Annotated in this window: 17 protein-coding genes; 3 read left to right on the plus strand and 14 right to left on the minus strand. The window is 53.7% G+C overall.

From position 1 onward, the window contains the following. Positions 1-129: 129 nt before the first annotated feature. The 3 genes from fre to pepE all read right to left on the minus strand — a co-directional run bounded on the left by fre (position 130) and on the right by pepE (position 3,161). Positions 130-831: an NAD(P)H-flavin reductase gene (gene fre / locus ACPUC7_RS14325; protein ID WP_494923429.1), complete on the minus strand. Its 702-nt coding sequence runs from the start codon at positions 829-831 to the stop codon at positions 130-132. A gap of 39 nt (positions 832-870) precedes the next feature. Continuing rightward, on the minus strand, positions 871-2,355 hold the full coding sequence (gene ubiD / locus ACPUC7_RS14330; protein ID WP_494923430.1) for a 4-hydroxy-3-polyprenylbenzoate decarboxylase: 1,485 nt from the start codon (positions 2,353-2,355) through the stop codon (positions 871-873). Between the two features lie 74 nt (positions 2,356-2,429). Then, the gene (pepE, locus tag ACPUC7_RS14335; RefSeq protein WP_494923431.1) at positions 2,430-3,161 is read right to left on the minus strand and encodes a dipeptidase PepE; all 732 of its coding nucleotides are present in this window, start codon (positions 3,159-3,161) and stop codon (positions 2,430-2,432) included. A 208-nt stretch (positions 3,162-3,369) separates the two neighbouring features. Here pepE and rfaH point away from each other — a divergent pair, with 208 nt between their 5' ends. After that, positions 3,370-3,858, plus strand: a complete 489-nt coding sequence (gene rfaH, locus ACPUC7_RS14340; protein WP_008105818.1) for a transcription/translation regulatory transformer protein RfaH — start codon at positions 3,370-3,372, stop codon at positions 3,856-3,858. Here the strand turns inward: rfaH and tatD are convergent. The 10 genes from tatD to udp all read right to left on the minus strand — a co-directional run bounded on the left by tatD (position 3,855) and on the right by udp (position 13,179). Next, complete coding sequence (gene tatD, locus ACPUC7_RS14345) at positions 3,855-4,637, minus strand: 3'-5' ssDNA/RNA exonuclease TatD (RefSeq protein WP_494923432.1); 783 nt, start codon at positions 4,635-4,637, stop codon at positions 3,855-3,857. The genes rfaH and tatD overlap by 4 nt on opposite strands. Before the next feature lie 87 nt (positions 4,638-4,724). After that, entirely contained in the window at positions 4,725-5,486 is a 762-nt protein-coding gene (gene tatC, locus ACPUC7_RS14350; RefSeq protein ID WP_343553958.1) for a Sec-independent protein translocase subunit TatC, read from the minus strand. Positions 5,487-5,488: 2 nt separating this feature from the next. Further along, complete coding sequence (tatB, locus tag ACPUC7_RS14355; protein ID WP_494923433.1) at positions 5,489-6,016, minus strand: Sec-independent protein translocase protein TatB; 528 nt, start codon at positions 6,014-6,016, stop codon at positions 5,489-5,491. A 2-nt stretch (positions 6,017-6,018) separates the two neighbouring features. Continuing rightward, the gene (gene tatA, locus ACPUC7_RS14360; protein ID WP_009127893.1) at positions 6,019-6,273 is read right to left on the minus strand and encodes a Sec-independent protein translocase subunit TatA; all 255 of its coding nucleotides are present in this window, start codon (positions 6,271-6,273) and stop codon (positions 6,019-6,021) included. Between the two features lie 110 nt (positions 6,274-6,383). Next, complete coding sequence (gene ubiB / locus ACPUC7_RS14365) at positions 6,384-8,021, minus strand: ubiquinone biosynthesis regulatory protein kinase UbiB (RefSeq protein WP_494923434.1); 1,638 nt, start codon at positions 8,019-8,021, stop codon at positions 6,384-6,386. Then, positions 8,018-8,623: a ubiquinone biosynthesis protein UbiJ gene (gene ubiJ / locus ACPUC7_RS14370; protein ID WP_494923435.1), complete on the minus strand. Its 606-nt coding sequence runs from the start codon at positions 8,621-8,623 to the stop codon at positions 8,018-8,020. Before ubiJ ends, ubiB begins: the two co-directional genes overlap by 4 nt. A 6-nt stretch (positions 8,624-8,629) precedes the next feature. Next, the gene (gene ubiE, locus ACPUC7_RS14375) at positions 8,630-9,388 is read right to left on the minus strand and encodes a bifunctional demethylmenaquinone methyltransferase/2-methoxy-6-polyprenyl-1,4-benzoquinol methylase UbiE (protein WP_008105805.1); all 759 of its coding nucleotides are present in this window, start codon (positions 9,386-9,388) and stop codon (positions 8,630-8,632) included. Positions 9,389-9,463: 75 nt separating this feature from the next. Continuing rightward, positions 9,464-10,975 carry a DNA recombination protein RmuC gene (rmuC, locus tag ACPUC7_RS14380; protein WP_494923436.1) on the minus strand — a complete coding sequence of 504 codons (1,512 nt, stop codon included), beginning with the start codon at positions 10,973-10,975 and terminating at the stop codon, positions 9,464-9,466. Between the two features lie 67 nt (positions 10,976-11,042). Next, entirely contained in the window at positions 11,043-12,317 is a 1,275-nt protein-coding gene (locus tag ACPUC7_RS14385) for a tetratricopeptide repeat protein (RefSeq protein ID WP_494923437.1), read from the minus strand. A gap of 100 nt (positions 12,318-12,417) precedes the next feature. Then, positions 12,418-13,179, minus strand: coding sequence for a uridine phosphorylase (gene udp / locus ACPUC7_RS14390; RefSeq protein WP_494923438.1), 762 nt, complete (start codon positions 13,177-13,179; stop codon positions 12,418-12,420). Between the two features lie 301 nt (positions 13,180-13,480). Between udp and ACPUC7_RS14395 the strand changes: the two genes are divergently transcribed. Further along, positions 13,481-14,317, plus strand: a complete 837-nt coding sequence (locus tag ACPUC7_RS14395) for a dienelactone hydrolase family protein (protein WP_494923439.1) — start codon at positions 13,481-13,483, stop codon at positions 14,315-14,317. Positions 14,318-14,362: 45 nt separating this feature from the next. Here ACPUC7_RS14395 and metE read toward each other — a convergent pair whose 3' ends face one another. Next, positions 14,363-16,633, minus strand: a complete 2,271-nt coding sequence (metE, locus tag ACPUC7_RS14400) for a 5-methyltetrahydropteroyltriglutamate--homocysteine S-methyltransferase (RefSeq protein ID WP_494923440.1) — start codon at positions 16,631-16,633, stop codon at positions 14,363-14,365. Between the two features lie 136 nt (positions 16,634-16,769). On the opposite strand from metE, the gene metR reads away from it, so the two are divergent. Next, a complete protein-coding gene (gene metR / locus ACPUC7_RS14405; protein ID WP_494923441.1) occupies positions 16,770-17,702 on the plus strand; it encodes an HTH-type transcriptional regulator MetR in 933 nt (310 codons plus the stop codon). Positions 17,703-17,770 lie beyond the last annotated feature (68 nt).

The raw sequence follows: 17,770 nt of genomic DNA on the forward strand, positions 1-17,770 counted from the left end.
ATGGATACTTTCTCAGTCCAGGGCATAGTGAGTCTCCTCTGCTATGCCGTTTATAACTGTTACCCATGTGCCCGGTCTAAAGTGTTACCCATGTGGCCGGTTTGTACCTTTATGGTGACCTCAATACCGTTAAATAAACGCAAACGCATCGCCAAACATCTGCGCTTCTAGCGCACCACGCTCGGCACAGAAACGTTCACGTGCAATCTTCGCCATCTCAAAACGTCCGGCAATATAGATATCGTGCTCGCTGAGTGAGGCATAATCCTGCATCACCGCCGTCAACACTGTACCGCTGCGACCCGTCCAATCGTCCGCTGGTTGTTCAACCACCGGGATCACTTTCAAGTTGGGATGCTTCACCGCCAGCGCGTTCAGCTCATCCAAATCGTACAGATGCATTAACTCGCGGCCGCCCCAATAAATGGCGATCTCGCGATCGGGCTTCTGCGCCAGCGCGGTTAGCAGAATCGAACGTGCGTAAGAGAAGCCGGTGCCGCCTGCAATCAGAATGATCGGACGATCGCTATCTTCGCGCAGCCAAGCATCGCCGTGCGGCATATCGACGGTAATCTGGCGATCGTTTTTGATGCGATCCATCACCGCCATCGCGTAGAGATTGAGGTCCGACGCGCCGATGTGCAACTCAATGATGTCTTTTTCCATCGGCGTGGAAGCCAGCGAAAATGGGCGCTTGTCACGCTCATCCATCACCACCATCAAATACTGCCCTGCGCGGAAGCTAAAATCCGCAGCTGGAATCAAGCGGACGCGGAAAACCGTATCCGTAATCGCTTCAACCGAAGTTACTTTGCAGCTTAACGTTGTCATGCGTTCCCTTTTTCTTCGGGTCTAATTGGTCTGCCGCCGTTAGCGCTGCGGCGGCTCGGCAAAGATGGCTAACTCATCCCAAATGGCGTCAATGCGCGCGGTTACAGCCGGATCTTTAACAATCGGCGTGCCCCACTCGCGCGTGGTTTCGCCAGGCCATTTATTGGTGGCATCAAGTCCCATCTTCGAGCCTAAACCGGAAACCGGCGAGGCGAAGTCGAGATAATCTATTGGCGTGTTCTCAACCAACACGGTATCGCGCGCCGGGTCCATACGCGTGGTAATCGCCCAAATCACATCATTCCAGTCGCGCGCGTTAACGTCGTCATCACATACAATCACAAACTTGGTGTACATGAACTGGCGCAGGAACGACCAAACGCCAAACATCACACGCTTAGCATGGCCAGCGTACTGTTTCTTGATGGTCACCACCGCCAGGCGATAAGAACATCCTTCTGGCGGCAGATAGAAATCGACAATTTCCGGGAACTGCTTGATCAGAATCGGCACCAACACTTCATTCAACGCCACGCCCAACACCGCAGGTTCATCTGGCGGGCGGCCGGTATAGGTTGAATGATAAATCGGGTTGCGACGTTGCGTTACGTGCGTCACGGTAAACACCGGGAAACTATCTACTTCATTGTAGTAGCCAGTGTGATCGCCGTACGGACCTTCCGGCGCCATATCGCCCGGCTCGATGTACCCTTCCAACACGATTTCGGCGCTGGCGGGCACTTCAAGCTCGTTAGAGATGCACTTCACCACTTCGGTTTTATTGCCACGCAGCAAACCGGCAAAGGCATATTCCGACAGCGTATCCGGCACTGGCGTTACCGCGCCGAGGATGGTGGCGGGATCGGCACCCAGCGCCACCGCTACCGGAAAACGTTCGCCTGGATGCGCTTTGCACCACTCCTGGAAATCCAGCGCGCCGCCGCGATGCGACAGCCAGCGCATGATCACGCGATTCTTGCCGATCACCTGCTGGCGGTAAATACCCAGATTTTGCCGCTCTTTATGCGGGCCGCGAGTGACAGTCAATCCCCACGTAATCAGCGGCGCGGCATCGCCAGGCCAGCATTTCATTACCGGGATACGCGACAGATCGACTTCCTCGCCGCTGAAAATCTCTTCCTGGCACGGCGCATTGCGCAGGCGCTTGGTCGGCATATTCAGCACTTGCTTGAACTGCGGCATTTTATCGAACAGATCGCGGAAACCTTTTGGCGGCTCCGGCTCTTTCAAAAACGCCAGCAGTTTGCCCACTTCACGTAGCGCACTGACCTCTTCCTGGCCCATGCCCATCGCCACGCGTTTTGGGGTGCCGAACAGATTGCACAGCACTGGCATGTCGTACCCTTTTGGGTTCTCGAACAGTAGCGCTGGGCCGCCGGCACGCAGCGTGCGGTCGGCAATTTCGGTCATCTCTAACTCAGGATCGATCTCCTGAGTGATGCGTTTTAACTCGCCACGCTGTTCCAGCAAGGAGAGAAAATCTCGTAAATCCTGATATTTCATGCGGCGTTAGCTTTCCGGCCAGAGTGAAGCGCCATTATAAAGCGCTTGTCCGCTGGCATGTTGAGGTTTCTGCGTCAGGCGGGCTGACAGGAAAACGGCACCAGCGACTGAATCGCCAGAACATCGTGATAAGCGGCAATCGGCTCGCCGTGGCGGAACACTTTGAAATCCTCGCCGCGCGCACTGTAGTAACGCAGGCGATTTTCGCTGACATGCAGGAAGCTGGCTTCACGCAGCGCAATCACCGATTCGTGTGGATTGACGGCGCAAAACTCAGCCAGTCGTTCATCACGTGTTTCGCCCATATGGCCGCTGACGTGCGCATCAAGATAATGAGGGTTGATTTGCACCGGGAACAAGCCCAACGCGGGCAGCACTACGCTGCTGCGCACCGGCATATCGTTGGTGGTACGAATGGAAGGCGTTGCCACGTTGCAACCGGCGCTCCAACCGACATAAGGCACGCCGCGTTCACGCACCGCACGCTGAATGGCAACGATCAAGCCATGCTCGTGCAGCATTTGGTTAAGGAACCAGGTGTTGCCGCCACTGACCAAAATCATTTCGGCTTGTTCAATCGCGGCAACGGGCGAAGCAAAGTCGTGCACGGTGCGCACTTTAATGCCCAGCGATGTAGATAAATCCTGCGCGCGTTGCGCATGGTCGCCACGAATGATGGCGTAAGGCACCAATACCGCCGAGGTAATGCCGCGCTGGGCAATCATCGCGTGTAACTGCGGATGGGCGTAACTCAACAGCGGCGCATCTTCAGCCACTTTGCCGTTACTTAACAGAAACAGTTCCATCAGCCACTCCATTTCAATCGAAAGATGGAGATGGAGTCTGATACAGATAGTTATCAGCCGTCAATTTTCTTACAAGAAACAGTGAAAAAGGTGCAGCAATCAGAAAAATCGTAGTGATATTATTTTCCCAGCCGGGTTTACGCGGCCGATGCGCTATAACTCTGTCAGCAGGTTTGATATTCTTAGCGTCCATTATTTGGGAGCAGTTATGGAATCCTGGTACTTACTCTATTGCAAACGTGGACAACTATTGCGCGCGAAGGAGCATCTTGAGCGGCAAGAGGTGAATTGCCTCAGCCCGATGATCGCTTTGGAGAAGATTGTGCGCGGTAAACGCACCACCGTGAGTGAGCCGCTGTTTCCCAACTATCTGTTTATCGAATTCGATCCCGAAGCGATTCACACCACCACTATCAGCAGCACGCGCGGCGTCAGCCACTTTGTGCGCTTTGGTACCATGCCCGCGACCGTTTCGCATGATGTGATCGAAGCGCTGCAAACTGACGCGCCGCAGATCGTCCTTGATCCCGAAACGCCGCAAAGCGGTGATGAAGTGATCATCACCGATGGCACATTTGAAGGACTGCGCGCGATTTTTGCTGAGCCGGATGGTGAAACGCGTTCTGTGTTACTGCTAAACATGCTGAACAAACAGGTGATGCGCAGCGTGGATAACAAGCAGTTCCGTAAGCTCTAAGCCAGTTTAAACAGTTGGCGTGCGTTGTGATTAACCTGCGCGCCCAACGTCTCCGCCGCTTCGCCACGCCAGTTCGCCACTTGCTGCACAATATGTGGCAAGAAGCACGGTTCATTGCGGCGTGAGGTAGGACGCGGATGCATATCGCGCGGCAGCAAATACGGCGCGTCGGTTTCGAGCAATAAGCGCTCGGCCGGAATCAACGGCAACAATTCACGCAATTCCAGGCCACGACGTTCGTCGCAGACCCAACCGGTGATCCCCACCGATAAGCCCAATTTCAAACAACCTTCCAGCTCACCGCGCGTGCCGGTAAAGCAGTGCACCACCGCGCCAACCAGTTTTGGCAGCCACGGTTCAAGCACCGCGACAAATCGATCGTGCGCTTCACGGCAATGCAAAAACACCGGCAGTTGCAGTTCAGCGGCCAACGCGAGCTGCGCGTCAAAGGCATATTCTTGTTGATCGTGCGCGGAGAGATTGCGATTGAAATCCAATCCGCATTCACCAATCGCCACCACCTGTTCGCTTTCTGCGAGGCGGCGCAATGTATTCGCCGTGTCAGCTGACCATTCGCTGGCATGATGCGGATGCACGCCCGCAGTCGACCAGCAATAGCCTGCGTGTTGTGCAGCCAACTGGCGCGCCTGCTGGCTTTCCAGCGCGTTGGTGCCGGTAATTAACAGGCCGGTGACGCCTGCTTCGCGCGCACGTTTCACAACCTGCTCGCGATCTTTTGCGAATTGCGTGCTGGTCAGGTTTACACCGATATCAAACATGTTTTCTCCCAAATAAAAACCGCCCAATTGGGCGGCTTAGATTTCTTTATCGCCCCGCCACTTTGCGGGGGCCCTGCATTAAGGACATCAGGATTCGGTGTTCTGTTCCTCATCCTCTGAAGCCTTGCGCCCTTTACCCACATAGTAGCGGGAGAAGAATACGCCGACTTCAAACAGGCAGTACATCGGAATAGCGAGCAAAGTTTGCGAGAAAACATCCGGCGGTGTGAGCAACATCCCAACGACGAATGCGCCAACCAGCATGTAAGGACGCTTCTTGCGCAGATCTTCCGGCGAAGTAATGCCAGTCCAGCACAGCAGCACAATCGCAATCGGCACTTCAAATGCTACGCCAAATGCCATGAAAATCGTCATGACAAAATCGAGATAGTTGGTGATATCCGTCGCGATGGTCACGCCTTGCGGCGCGGTTTTGGCGAAGAAGCCAAACGCCAGCGGGAACACGATGAAGTAAGCAAATGCCACTCCGACATAGAACAGCAGCGTGCTGGAGAACAGCAGCGGCATTACCAACTTGCGTTCATGGCGATACAGCGCAGGCGCCACAAACGCCCAAACCTGATACAAAATCACCGGCACGGCAAGAAACACCGAGACAATGATCGTCAGCTTAATCGGCGTGAAGAAAGGCGATGCCACATCGGTGGCGATCATGCTCGCACCCGCTGGCATTTGGCTAATCAGCGGTGAGGCAACCAGATGGTAAATATCATTCGCGAAATAGACCAAGCAGAGAAAGATGACTAAAACAGCGATGATGCAATTCAACAAACGCTTACGCAGCTCAATCAGATGGCTAATGAGGGGTTGGGTATCTTCAACGGCCATGTTTATCGTTCATCTTTGACAAGAGAGACTTTCGCGGTGCTTTCAGCAGCACTGGCGACAGGATGGGTTTCTGCTTCAGAGGTCACATCGCTAGACTGCGGAGCCTGTGCTGGTGCACTGGATTGATGTTCCGCAGCAGCAGGCGTAACCGCAGGAGAAGTCGCGGGTGGCGCTGCGGCTGGCGTGGTCTGATGAATGGTGTTGGCTTCATCTTCCTCTTTTTCGATATCGATGCTCTGCTGGACCGAACGCTTCATGGAGTCGGCGGTTTTGCGTAGCTCTTCCATCGACTCTTTCAGCTCCGGCGACAGCGTGCCGCGGCCTGCTTCTTCCACCTTCTTCAGGCTGTCCTGCAATTCTTGCAGTTTCAGTTCCTGCGCCAGTTCGTTTTGTACATTCGCGGCCAGCGAGCGAATGGCTCTGATCCAGCCAACGACGGTTTTCACCGCAACCGGTAAACGCTGCGGGCCAAGCACAATCAGCCCGATCACGAACACCAATACCAGTTCACTAAAACCAATGTCGAACACAGTTATACCTGCTTGTCGTTCCGGGCGTCGTCTTTAGTCGCCGAGGTTTGCTGTTTGTCTGCCAAAGTTTTGGCGTTAAAGTCAGCGTCCTGCTCTTTCGGTTGATCCTTTTTATCGTCTTCATCGCCCATGGCTTTTTTGAAGCCGCGAATGGAAGATCCTAAATCCGAACCCAGGTTGCGAAGTTTATTGGTACCGAACAGAAGTACAACAATGACGGCAATGATTAACAATTGCCAAATACTGATACCGCCCATGAGATATGCCTCTAATATTCTGTGAAAAACTATTGATTGTAACGCACAGAAAGCCCATATGATTTCGGGCTTTAACTTGCGACATTACGCGATTTGTACCGGGCAAACAATCAGTTTGTCTTGCGCCAGCCGATAAGCCAGGTGACGATGCCAGCGGCCATTAAAAGTGCCGGGAAGAAATCCCAGTCTGGTCGACTTAACAGCACAGCGGTACCACTTAATAACAGTGTAGCGCCTACACCGAACAGATAGCGTGCCTGATGATTGCGTGTTCGCTGTACGTTTAAATCGGTGACGAGTTTATCGACACTGTGCTTCAATAATTTGTGCTGGCGCATGCTGTCGTAAAATAGTTCCGGCAGCTCCGGCAATTTCTCCGCCCAGTACGGCGCTTTCTCTTTCACCGCCCGCATAATGGCGGGAATCCCGATCTGATCTTTGATCCAATCTTCCAGGAACGGCTTGGCGGTTTTCCACAGATCAAGCTGCGGGTAAAGTTGACGACCAATGCCTTCGATATACAGCAAGGTCTTCTGCAACAGCACTAACTGCGGCTGCACTTCCATATTAAAGCGACGTGCGGTGTTAAACAGGTTCAGCAGCACGTGACCGAATGAAATCTCCGCCAGCGGTTTCTCGAAAATCGGCTCACACACGGTACGAATGGCGAACTCAAAATCTTCCACATTGGTATCCGGCGGCACCCAACCAGAATCTACGTGTAACTCCGCTACTTTGCGGTAATCGCGATTAAAGAAGGCGATAAAGTTTTCGGCCAGATAGCGCTTATCTTCTTTGTTCAGAGAGCCAACGATGCCGCAGTCGATGCCGATATACTGGGGATCTTCCGGGTGGTCGTAGCTAACGAAGATATTGCCGGGATGCATATCGGCGTGGAAGAAACTGTCACGGAATACTTGGGTGAAGAATACTTGCACACCGCGTTCAGCCAGCAGCTTCATGTTGACGCCATGCTGCTCCAGCGTAGCGATATCTGAGATGGGAATGCCGTAAATGCGTTCCATCACCATCATCGATTCGCTGCAATAATCCGAGAACACTTCCGGTACGTACAGCATGCGGCTTTGATCGAAATTACGACGCAATTGAATGGCGTTCGCCGCTTCACGCAGTAAGTTCAGCTCATCAATCAGCGTTTTTTCGTAATCGCGTACCACTTCCACCGGACGCAAACGGCGTCCATCCGGCAGCAAACGCGGCACCCAACGCGCCAGTCGGTAGATCAGCTTCATATCCGCTTTGATCACCGGCAGGATGTCGGGGCGAATTACTTTGATCACTACCGCACGACCGTTGGATTTCAGCGTGGCGGTATGCACCTGCGCGATTGACGCCGAAGCCAGCGGCTTGATATCGAAGTCGTCGAACCAGCTTTCTACCGGGCCGCCAATCGACTTTTCAATCTGCTCTTTGGCTTTGATGCCATCAAACGGCGCGACACGATCTTGCAGCACCGCCAGTTCATCAGCAATCGCTGGCGGGAACAGATCGCGGCGCGTGGAGAGCATCTGGCCGAACTTGATCCACACCGGACCCAGTTGTTCCATCGCTAAACGGATGCGCACACCAGCGGTCGCGTCTTTGTGTTTGTTGGGGATCCAGAAGATGCAGCGCCGCCACAACCGTAACAACAGCGTGAAGCGCATGCGGGGAATCAGTTCATCAAGACCATAAGTAAGAAAGATCTTGATGATGAAGTACAAGCGCCGAATTTCTCCCAGCGTCATTTCGCCTCCAGCTGTGCCAAACGCGCGTCAAACGCATTGAGCGAACGTTCCATCGCTTCCACTTCCTCACAGAACCATGCTAATTCCAGCGCACCTGGCGCGACACGCCACTCTTCGGTCAATACTTGACCGAGATAATCCTGGCGGCGCGTCACCTGCTGCTGCACGAATTTAAGCGCCTGTTGCGCGGCCTGGCTGACGCCCTGCGCAGCAATATCGCCCATCCACGGTGCCAGATATTCCGCCGGATCGAGTTCGGCAAGATCCATCAACGCAGAGAATTGCTGTACCACCTGCAGATCACCCTCGACGTCCAGCTCACCGCTGCGAATCAAGCTGGTGAGTTGTTGGCGATCGCGCAGTTTTGGCAAGGTGCTGATGCGCAAACTTACCGTGCAGTCGCTGCTGTCCTGCCAATCACTCAGCACATCTAATTGCGATTCGCTAAACACCAGCACCAACGGGAAATCGAGCTCTTGCAGACGCAGCATCAACACTTTGCCCGCCAAACGCTGGCGTGCGGTTTTCAGGCTGCGATCGCGATAGAGAACACGGTTCAAGGCGGTCTCAAGACCGCCGGTAATGAGGGGAGTTAAAGTCATGATGAATTAGAATTTAAATCCGCGATGTAGCGCGACAATACCGCCAGTCATGTTGAAGTAAGTGGTATTTTCAAAGCCTGCGTCATTCATCATCGCTTTCAGGGTTTCCTGATCGGGATGCATACGAATCGACTCCGCCAAATAGCGATAACTCTCCGCATCCTGCGCCACTAATTGACCAATACGCGGCAGAATGTGGAAGGAGTAAGTATCGTAAGCTTTGCTCAGCGGCTCGAGCAGCGGTTTGGAGAACTCCAGCACCAGCAAACGTCCACCTGGCTTCAACACACGGAACATCGACGCCAACGCTTTCTCTTTTTCGGTTACGTTACGCAGGCCGAAAGAGATGGTGATGCAATCGAAATAGTTATCCGGGAACGGCAGCGCTTCGGCGTTGGCTTGGACATAACTCACATTGCCGGACACGCCAAGATTGCGCAGCTTTTCGCGGCCCATTTTCAGCATTGAGCTGTTGATGTCTGCCAGCACAACCTGGCCGGTTTCGCCTACCAAGCGAGAGAATTTTGCCGTGAGATCGCCGGTTCCGCCCGCCAGATCTAACACGCGTTGACCGCGGCGCACGCCGCTGCTGTCAATGGTAAAACGCTTCCAGACACGATGGATGCCAAACGACATCAAATCGTTCATCAGGTCATATTTTGCTGCGACGGAGTGAAACACGTCTGCAACTTTATCGGCCTTTTCGCTTTTCGCGACGGTCTGGAAGCCAAAATGGGTAGTTTCCTGCTGTGATTCATCTGCCATCGGTTTTACCTGTTCCACAAACAATTCTTGCCGAAGTGTATCAGAGTCGCGCTACACGAGCACGCGACCACCGTGCTATTCGTTGATGCGGCGCAGAGAAGACGTGGCTGAATCTGCAACGTTTTCATCCGATTCGCGATCGTCTGCCCAATCTTCATCCGCCTCTTCCGGCTGCGCCTGCTCGACTAATTGCGGATTGATCGGCCGTTTGATCTCGACGCCAAGCGAGCGGAAGACTTCACTTTGCGCAATCAGATTGCCGCGCCCTTCTGACAGTTTTTTCATCGCCTGATGATAACTTTGCTGCGCTTTATCGAGATTGTGGCCAATGCCGCTCATGTCATCGACAAACAGCCGCATCTTGTCATACAAGCGCGTTGCCCGATCGGCGATACGCTGCGCATTGCGGCTTTGATGTTCATAACGCCAAAGATTGTTGATGGTACGCAGCGCCACCAGCAGCGTGGTTGGGCTTACCAACATGATGTTTTGCTGCAACGCTTCGCTGATCAATTCTGGCTGACGATCGATCGCCAGCAGAAACGCCGGTTCGACCGGGATAAACATCAACACATAATCGAGCGAGCGTAAACCGGGCAATTGTTGGTAATCTTTTCGTCCTAACAAACGAATGTGTCCGCGCATGGCATTGACGTGTTCCTGGATCGCCTGCTCACGCGTAGCTTCATCGTCGGCGTTGAAGTAGCGTTCGTATGCCACCAGCGTCATTTTGGCGTCAATCACCACATCTTTGCCTTGCGGCAAACGCACAATCACATCGGGCTGCATTCTGCCCTGCTGTTCCAACTGCACGCTGACTTGTGTTTGATATTCGTAGCCTTCACGTAATCCTGAAGCCTCTAACACGCGGCTCAACACCACTTCGCCCCAGTTGCCCTGAATCTTATTGTCGCCTTTCAGCGCTTTAGTAAGGTTGACGGCTTCTTGTGCCATCTGCGCATTCAACTGCTGCAATTGGCGAATCTCGTGGGTCAACGTGTGACGTTCTTTGGCTTCAAGGCCAAAACTGTCGTGCACCTGACGACGAAAACCATCCAACTGTTCACGTAGCGGACCAATCAGGCTATTGAGGCTTTGGCGGTTTTGCTCATCAACGCGCTTGCCGCTGTTTTCGAAAATACGGTTGGCAAGATTTTCAAACTGCGCGCTGAGACGTTGTTCGCTGTTGGTTAGAAGACGCTGCTTCTCTTCAGCGCCAAAACGCGTCTCTTCAAGACGAATAGTGACTTCACGCAATTCAGCTTCTTGTGCGCTGTTTACTTCGAGCTGATTACGCAATTCGCGGCTAAGTTGCTCACTTTCGCCACGCCAATAATCAAGCTGCTGCAAACGCTCTTGCGCACCGCTCAACGAGCCGTGCAATTGGCGAAGCTCTTGTTCGCGCTGCTGAATTTGCTGTTGTAACTGTTCGAGCTGTTGCTGCTGGCGCTGCTGCGCCTCTTCCAACAACCGGCGCTCGGTGATGAAGCTGGCGTGCTGCTGGCCGGCACGCAATTGAGCAATGATCCAACCAATGCCCAAACCGGCCAGCGCCAGCGCGCCGCTGATGATAAGTTGCTGATCCATAATTCCCCCCGTGGATCGTCTCGCTGAGGGAAAAGGTAGAGTGGCACTGTATAAATGTCCAGAAGAATTAAAGCGCTTTCACCGTTAAATCCCCGGCTTTCCACGCATCAATCAGGAAGAACGGCATTGGCAGCACCCATTCGTTGGTGGCGCTATGAATACGTGCTGGATAGGTCCAACTTTGCCCATCATAAGTGATTTCAACTTGCTGCCAGTCGTTTTCAACATTTTCGATTTTACCGGCCATGCTGGCAAAACCGGCATTGCTGCCGACGTGGAAGCTGTCGGTTTGCCAGCGAATCGGTTGATGTGCCGGCCACGGCTGGGCGTGATGGAAATGGAAAATATCGTCATGGCTCAGCAGGCTTTCACGCGCCGTTGGCCACAGCGCCACTTTGAGGAAGTACTGATCGGTAAAACGCTCGCTGCCTTCATACTGGGCAATAAAGTCGCGCATCTGCTGTTCAACATTGTGGAACACGCCGTGGCAGCCGCCCCACATGCCAGCCAGCAACAATTCGGTGTGCGAGAAGTAATCACGCATATGATGGAACCAGCAAGGAGAATTCAGCCAAGCATCCACCGCCACCACTTCGCGCTCAGACAACAATGAGTCGGCATCACGAACGATGTAGCGTTTTACGCTGGCATCGTCCATTACCAGGAAACGCCACAGGGTTGGGAAGATGGTTTTCTCCTGCGACATATCGACCAACTGCGTGTTCGACTGCTGCAAACGCTGCCAAACGTGCTGCGGCACGCTGTCGTCAAGGTAAATGCGGCAAATCCAATCAGGATAGAGTTCGCGCGCCACTTCAATGTTCTTGATCAGCGTTTCGCAATAACGTGGCTGGCCGCCATACAAACTAAAGGAGATGATGTTTTCCGCTGGATTGCTACGATTGATCGGCGGTGGCGTTTCGGAAGGGAAAGCAACTTTCGGGCCTTTACTGAATTTCGCGTCTGATAATTCTAAGGATTCGCGGCCATAGCGTGCCACTTCATCCTGCTTATTCAGCCAACCACACACTTCGGTTAAGCCATCCAGCCAGGTTTCCGATGCTTGCGCACGCTGCGCGGCAGGAGCCTGATAGATCTTCTGGTAAATTTTGTAGGATTTTTTGTATTCGCCGGTGCGCATCAATGTCAGCGCATAATCGCTCAGCACTTGCATGTTGTTAGGCATCACGCGCAGTACTTCTTCACAGCACTGGCGGGCGAGTGGAAAATTGCTGGCCGCCATTGCCTGGCGGAAACGCGCTGCTGCACCTTCAACGCGAGATTGCGCAGCAGCGGGATTGCTCATGAAATTAGGACGAGGGACAGAAACCGTTTTGCGCATAAGAAATTTCTCAGTATTGGCTGAAATTGCGCGCATTCTAATCAGGCAATTGCTGAGCTCCCTATAAGCCTGGTCTCGAATTCGTCCCTTGAATGGCGCACTAAATTAAGTGACGCACGGCTTCAACCACAATTTTCACCGCATCACTTTCGGTCTGCTTCATGGTCGCAGCATCCGGGATCTCTTTTTGCGTACGGTTCACGATGACGCCAGCCACCATGCCGGCACGCAGTCCCTGACTGGCGCACATGGTTAACAGTGTAGCGGATTCCATCTCATAGTTAAGAACGCCCATCTGTTGCCACTCTTCCATCGATCCTTTGAAGCGATTAACCACGCGACCAGAGAAAGTGTCGTAGCGTTCCTGGCCCGGATAGAAGGTGTCGGAAGACGCGGTAATACCAATGTGAGTTTTCGCGCCGCAGGCTTCTGCCGCCGCCACCAGCGCGGTGGTACAGGTGAAATCGGCAACCGCCGGGAATTCCATTGGAGCAAAGTGCAAACTGGCGCCATCAAGACGTACAGATGCGGTGGTAACCAACACATCACCCACATTAATATGCGGCTGAATCGCGCCGGTGGTGCCGACACGCAGGAAGGTGCGCACGCCAAGTTGCGCCAGTTCTTCTACAGCAATTGAGGTTGAAGGTCCGCCGATACCGGTTGAGCAAACGACCACTGGTTTACCCTCCACTTCAGCCAGATAAGTGGTGAATTCACGGTGCGAAGCCAAATGCTGAGGATTATCCATCAGCGCCGCGATTTTCTTCACGCGCTCAGGATCGCCCGGGACGATGGCGAGTGTGGCGCCTTTAAGGTCAGCTTTAGTGATGCCAAGATGGAAAACGTCAGATTGGGCCATAACAGACTCCTGATTGATAAGGGATGTGCGCGCCACTCTACGTGAGCAAGCAGCAGAATTATGTGACTGATTTCACCCTCAATAATGAAAGTTACATTATCAGAAAATTTTTATGTGACACGAATCACACTTTAGCGTTGTGTCATTCTGAATTGCTACAAGCGGTGCTGTGTAAGTTCTGTTAGCAATGTTAATAGAGATGAAGCACACGTGAAAAAATCCCTCTGCACCCTACGTCAGCCTGACGCCATCGGCCAGGCTATAGTTACGTGATTGCGCATTTGCTAGCACGGAGAGAACCATGAAAACCGAAGACAATATGGCACAAAAAACCGCAGCTGGTGGCTTTGCGCCGGCAGTTCAGCCCACCGCAAGCAGCACCATTATTACCACTAGCGATGCGATCCATGCTGGTGAGACCTCGGTTCCCAGCCAGGGCGAAAATCTACCTGCTTATTATGCCCGACCAAAAGAGTACCAAGGCACGCTGCCCGTGGTGTTGGTGGTGCAGGAAATTTTTGGCGTCCATGAGCATATTCGCGATATTTGCCGTCGTTTGGCACTGGAAGGTTATCTGGCGATTGCGCCGGAACTCTATTTCCGCGAGGGCGATCCCAACGACTACAACGATATTCCGACGCTGTTCAAAGAGTTGGTGAGCAAGGTGCCGGATTCGCAAGTGCTGTCCGATCTCGATCATGTCGCCAACTGGGCCGCGCGCCACGATGGCGATAGTCGTCGCATGGCGATTACCGGTTTCTGCTGGGGCGGTCGCATAAGCTGGCTGTTTGCCGCCCACAATCCGCAGGTGCGTGCAGCTGTCGCTTGGTACGGACGTTTAGACGGTGAGAAAACGCTGAAGCAACAAAAGCATCCGATTGATGTAGCGGTTGATTTAAATGCGCCAGTGCTGGGTTTGTACGGCGGTCAGGACGAAAGCATCCCGCTGGAAAGCATTGATAAAATGCGCCAGGCGGTGCATGCGGCGAATGCCAAAGCCGAAATCGTGGTTTATCCCGATGCGGGTCACGCTTTTAATGCCGATTACCGCGCAAGTTATCATGCTGATTCTGCCAAAGATGGCTGGCAACGCATGCTGGCATGGTTCAGGCAGTATGGTGTCGCGCCAAACGCCTAATAAAAAAGGGGCGCACTCGCGCCCCAAACCTATCAACACAACGTATTAAATCGTTTCACTCCGCAAGTTCTGCGCCGCTTTGACCATATTCGCCAATGCCTGACGCGTTTCCGGCCAGCCGCGCGTTTTCAGCCCACAATCCGGATTCACCCACAAACGCTGTTGCGGAATACTTTGCGCCGCTTTACGTAGTAACTCTTCCATCCACTCCACGCTGGGTACGTTGGGTGAGTGAATGTCATAGACGCCTGGCCCGATTTCGTTCGGATACTCAAACTCTTTGAAGCTATCCAGCAGATCCATATCGGAACGTGAAGTTTCGATGGTGATGACATCCGCATCCAGCGCGGCAATCGAATCCATGATGTCGTTGAACTCGCAGTAACACATGTGGGTGTGAATCTGCGTGGTATCCTGCGCCACCGCGGCATTCAGACGGAACGCATCCACCGCCCAAGTCAAATAGGCCGCCCAATCGGATTGATGCAGCGGCAGACCTTCACGCAGCGCCGGTTCATCAATCTGAATAATGCCGATGCCAGCTTTTTCCAGATCTGCCACTTCATCACGCAGCGCTAAGGCAATCTGTTTGGCGATGGTTTCGCGGCTGACATCTTCACGCGGGAACGACCAGCAAAGAATGGTCACCGGGCCGGTCAACATGCCCTTTACCGGTTTCTCAGTCAGCGACTGAGCATATTTGGCCCACTCAACGGTGATCGCCTGTGGACGACTAACATCACCGATAATCACCGGCGGCTTCACACAGCGTGAACCGTAGCTTTGTACCCAGCCGTTTTGCGTGAACACGAAGCCATCAAGGTTTTCGCCGAAGTATTCGACCATGTCGTTCCGTTCCGCTTCGCCGTGTACCAACACGTCCAGCCCCAGACGTTCCTGTTCCACAATCGCCTGTTTGATGTGCTGGGCGATGCCGGTGCGATAGTTGCCACCGTCGATGTTGCCTTTTTTGAAGTCGAGGCGCAGACCGCGAATTTCCGTGGTTTGCGGGAATGAACCGATGGTGGTGGTTGGCCAATCCGGCAGATTGAAGCGTGCACGTTGGGCTTTAGCACGTTCGGTGTAATGGCTGGCACGCTCCACATCTTTGGCTTGAATTTTCGCCAGCCGCGCGCCGACGGCGGCATTGTGCACGCGAGTGGATTTAGCCCGCGCGCGAATCGGCGCGCTCCATTCCACCAGCGAAGCGGCATCATTGTTATTGAGAGCGTGACTTAACAGCGCCAGTTCGGCACATTTTTGCAGCGCGAAGGCAAACCAGCTTTTTACTTCAGCATCCAAACGGGTTTCCACGCTCAGATCGATTGGACTGTGCAGCAACGAGCACGATGAGCCAATCCACAGTTGCTGGCGTTGACCAACCAGCGGTTGCAGGCGTTCAAACCAGCTGCTGAGATCGGCGCGCCATACGTTGCGGCCGTTAATCACGCCGACAGACAGCAACCAATCCGCGGGGATTTGCTGATTGAGTTGCTGAATATCATCTTTGCCATGCACCAGATCGACATGCAGACCTTGCACCGGCAGCGCTTTAATCACATCAATGTTCTGTCCGATGCTGTCGAAATAGGTGGTCAGCAGCAGTTTGCTGGCACCTTGCAGTGCGTCATAAGCCGATTGGAACGCCGCGCGCCACGCTTGCGGCAGTTCCAGCGCCAGCGCCGGTTCATCAATTTGCACCCATTCAATGCCGCGCTGTTTTAGCTCTGCCAACACCTGTTGGTAAACCGGTAGGATGTCTTTCAGCAACGTTAGACGATCAAACTGCTCACCTTTTACTTTGCCGAGCCACAAATAGGTCACTGGGCCGAGCAGCACCGGCTTGACGTTATGCCCGAGCGCCAGCGCTTCATCAACTTCATCCAGCAACTGTGTCCAGCTGAGTTTGAATTTTTGGCCCTGGCTGAATTCCGGCACCATGTAGTGATAGTTGGTGTTAAACCATTTGGTCATTTCCGCCGCTGCTGCCGGTTCACCGCTGGGCGCACGCCCGCGACCGAGGCGGAACAGCGTGTCGAGATCCACCGATCCGTCTTGGTTTTGATGGCGAGCCGGCACATTACCAAGTAGCAAACTGGTGGTTAAAACGTGATCGTACCAGGCGAAATCACCTACCGGCAGCAAATCCACTCCCGCGTCTTTCTGCTGTTGCCAGTGACGAGCGCGCAATTCGCGACCCACGGTCAGCAGCTCTTCCTGTGAGCTATTACCTGCCCAGTAGCTTTCCTGTGCTTTTTTCAGTTCACGACGCAGGCCGACGCGAGGGAAACCGAGTGTGTGGTTCAGAATGGTCATTTGCTGTTCTCCAGATATTCTTAACTGAGTAGCCTGGATGAGATGTTTAGCCGTCCAGATGTTTACACCGCTATAATCTGCGGGTACTGTATGTTCCTCAAGCGCAATATGTTCAATCTCGGAGTGAAGGAATCTCATGATCGAACTCAAACACCTGAGGACGCTGCAAGCGTTACGGAATACCGGCTCGTTAGCCGCCGCCGCCTCGCAGCTTCATCAGACGCAATCGGCGTTATCTCACCAGTTCAGCGATTTGGAACAGCGGCTGGGCTTTCGCCTGTTTGTGCGCAAAAGTCAGCCGCTGCGTTTTACGCCACAGGGAGAGATTTTGTTGCAGTTGGCCGAACAGGTTTTGCCGCAGATTCAGCAGGCGTTGCAGGCATGTCATGAACCGCATCAAACCACGCTGCGTATCGCCATTGAGTGTCACAGCTGCATTCAGTGGCTGACGCCGGCGTTGAATAATTTCCGCCAGAATTGGCCGCAGGTGGTGATGGATTTCAAATCCGGCGTGACGTTTGATCCGCAACCAGCATTGCAGCAAGGCGAGCTGGATGTGGTGCTTACCTCGGATATCCTGCCGCGCAGCGGGTTGTTCTATACGCCGATGTTCGATTTTGAAGTGCGTTTGGTGCTGGCACCGGATCATCCGTTGGCGCAGCTTGAACATATTGCGCCGGAAGATTTGGCTGACGAAGTGCTGATGATTTATCCGGTGCAGCGTCAGCGTTTGGATGTCTGGCGCCATTTCCTGCAACCAGCGGGCGTGAGTCCGGCATTGAAGAGCGTGGATAATACGCTGTTGCTGATTCAGATGGTTTCCGCGCGCATGGGCATTGCCGCGTTGCCGCATTGGGTGGTAGAGAATTTTGAGCAGCAAGGTTTGGTGGTGACGAAAACCTTGGGCGACGGTTTGTGGAGCCGCTTGTATGCCGCGGTACGTGATGGCGAGCAGCGTCAGCCGGTGCTAGAAGCCTTTGTGCGCTTTGCCCGTCAGCACGCCTGCGAGCATCTGCCTTTCGTCCGCGATGCCGCGCGTCCGGGTTCGTTGCAAGCCACTTCTTCCTGATGATGTTGGGCGATGCCTGTCGCCCGCGCTGTTATCGCTGCCTCGCCTGCTCTATAATGCGCCGCCTC

It is taken from the genome of Pantoea sp. CFCC18179, from assembly GCF_059412405.1.

Bases quoted from the DNA above. Each gene is read 5' to 3' on its own strand.
- fre (WP_494923429.1), bottom strand. From the start codon at position 831: ATGACAACGTTAAGCTGCAAAGTAACTTCGGTTGAAGCGATTACGGAT.
- ubiD (WP_494923430.1), bottom strand. From the start codon at position 2,355: ATGAAATATCAGGATTTACGAGATTTTCTCTCCTTGCTGGAACAGCGT.
- pepE (WP_494923431.1), bottom strand. From the start codon at position 3,161: ATGGAACTGTTTCTGTTAAGTAACGGCAAAGTGGCTGAAGATGCGCCG.
- rfaH (WP_008105818.1), top strand. From the start codon at position 3,370: ATGGAATCCTGGTACTTACTCTATTGCAAACGTGGACAACTATTGCGC.
- tatD (WP_494923432.1), bottom strand. From the start codon at position 4,637: ATGTTTGATATCGGTGTAAACCTGACCAGCACGCAATTCGCAAAAGAT.
- tatC (WP_343553958.1), bottom strand. From the start codon at position 5,486: ATGGCCGTTGAAGATACCCAACCCCTCATTAGCCATCTGATTGAGCTG.
- tatA (WP_009127893.1), bottom strand. From the start codon at position 6,273: ATGGGCGGTATCAGTATTTGGCAATTGTTAATCATTGCCGTCATTGTT.
- ubiB (WP_494923434.1), bottom strand. From the start codon at position 8,021: ATGACGCTGGGAGAAATTCGGCGCTTGTACTTCATCATCAAGATCTTT.
- ubiJ (WP_494923435.1), bottom strand. From the start codon at position 8,623: ATGACTTTAACTCCCCTCATTACCGGCGGTCTTGAGACCGCCTTGAAC.
- ubiE (WP_008105805.1), bottom strand. From the start codon at position 9,388: ATGGCAGATGAATCACAGCAGGAAACTACCCATTTTGGCTTCCAGACC.
- rmuC (WP_494923436.1), bottom strand. From the start codon at position 10,975: ATGGATCAGCAACTTATCATCAGCGGCGCGCTGGCGCTGGCCGGTTTG.
- ACPUC7_RS14385 (WP_494923437.1), bottom strand. From the start codon at position 12,317: ATGCGCAAAACGGTTTCTGTCCCTCGTCCTAATTTCATGAGCAATCCC.
- udp (WP_494923438.1), bottom strand. From the start codon at position 13,179: ATGGCCCAATCTGACGTTTTCCATCTTGGCATCACTAAAGCTGACCTT.
- ACPUC7_RS14395 (WP_494923439.1), top strand. From the start codon at position 13,481: ATGAAAACCGAAGACAATATGGCACAAAAAACCGCAGCTGGTGGCTTT.
- metE (WP_494923440.1), bottom strand. From the start codon at position 16,633: ATGACCATTCTGAACCACACACTCGGTTTCCCTCGCGTCGGCCTGCGT.
- metR (WP_494923441.1), top strand. From the start codon at position 16,770: ATGATCGAACTCAAACACCTGAGGACGCTGCAAGCGTTACGGAATACC.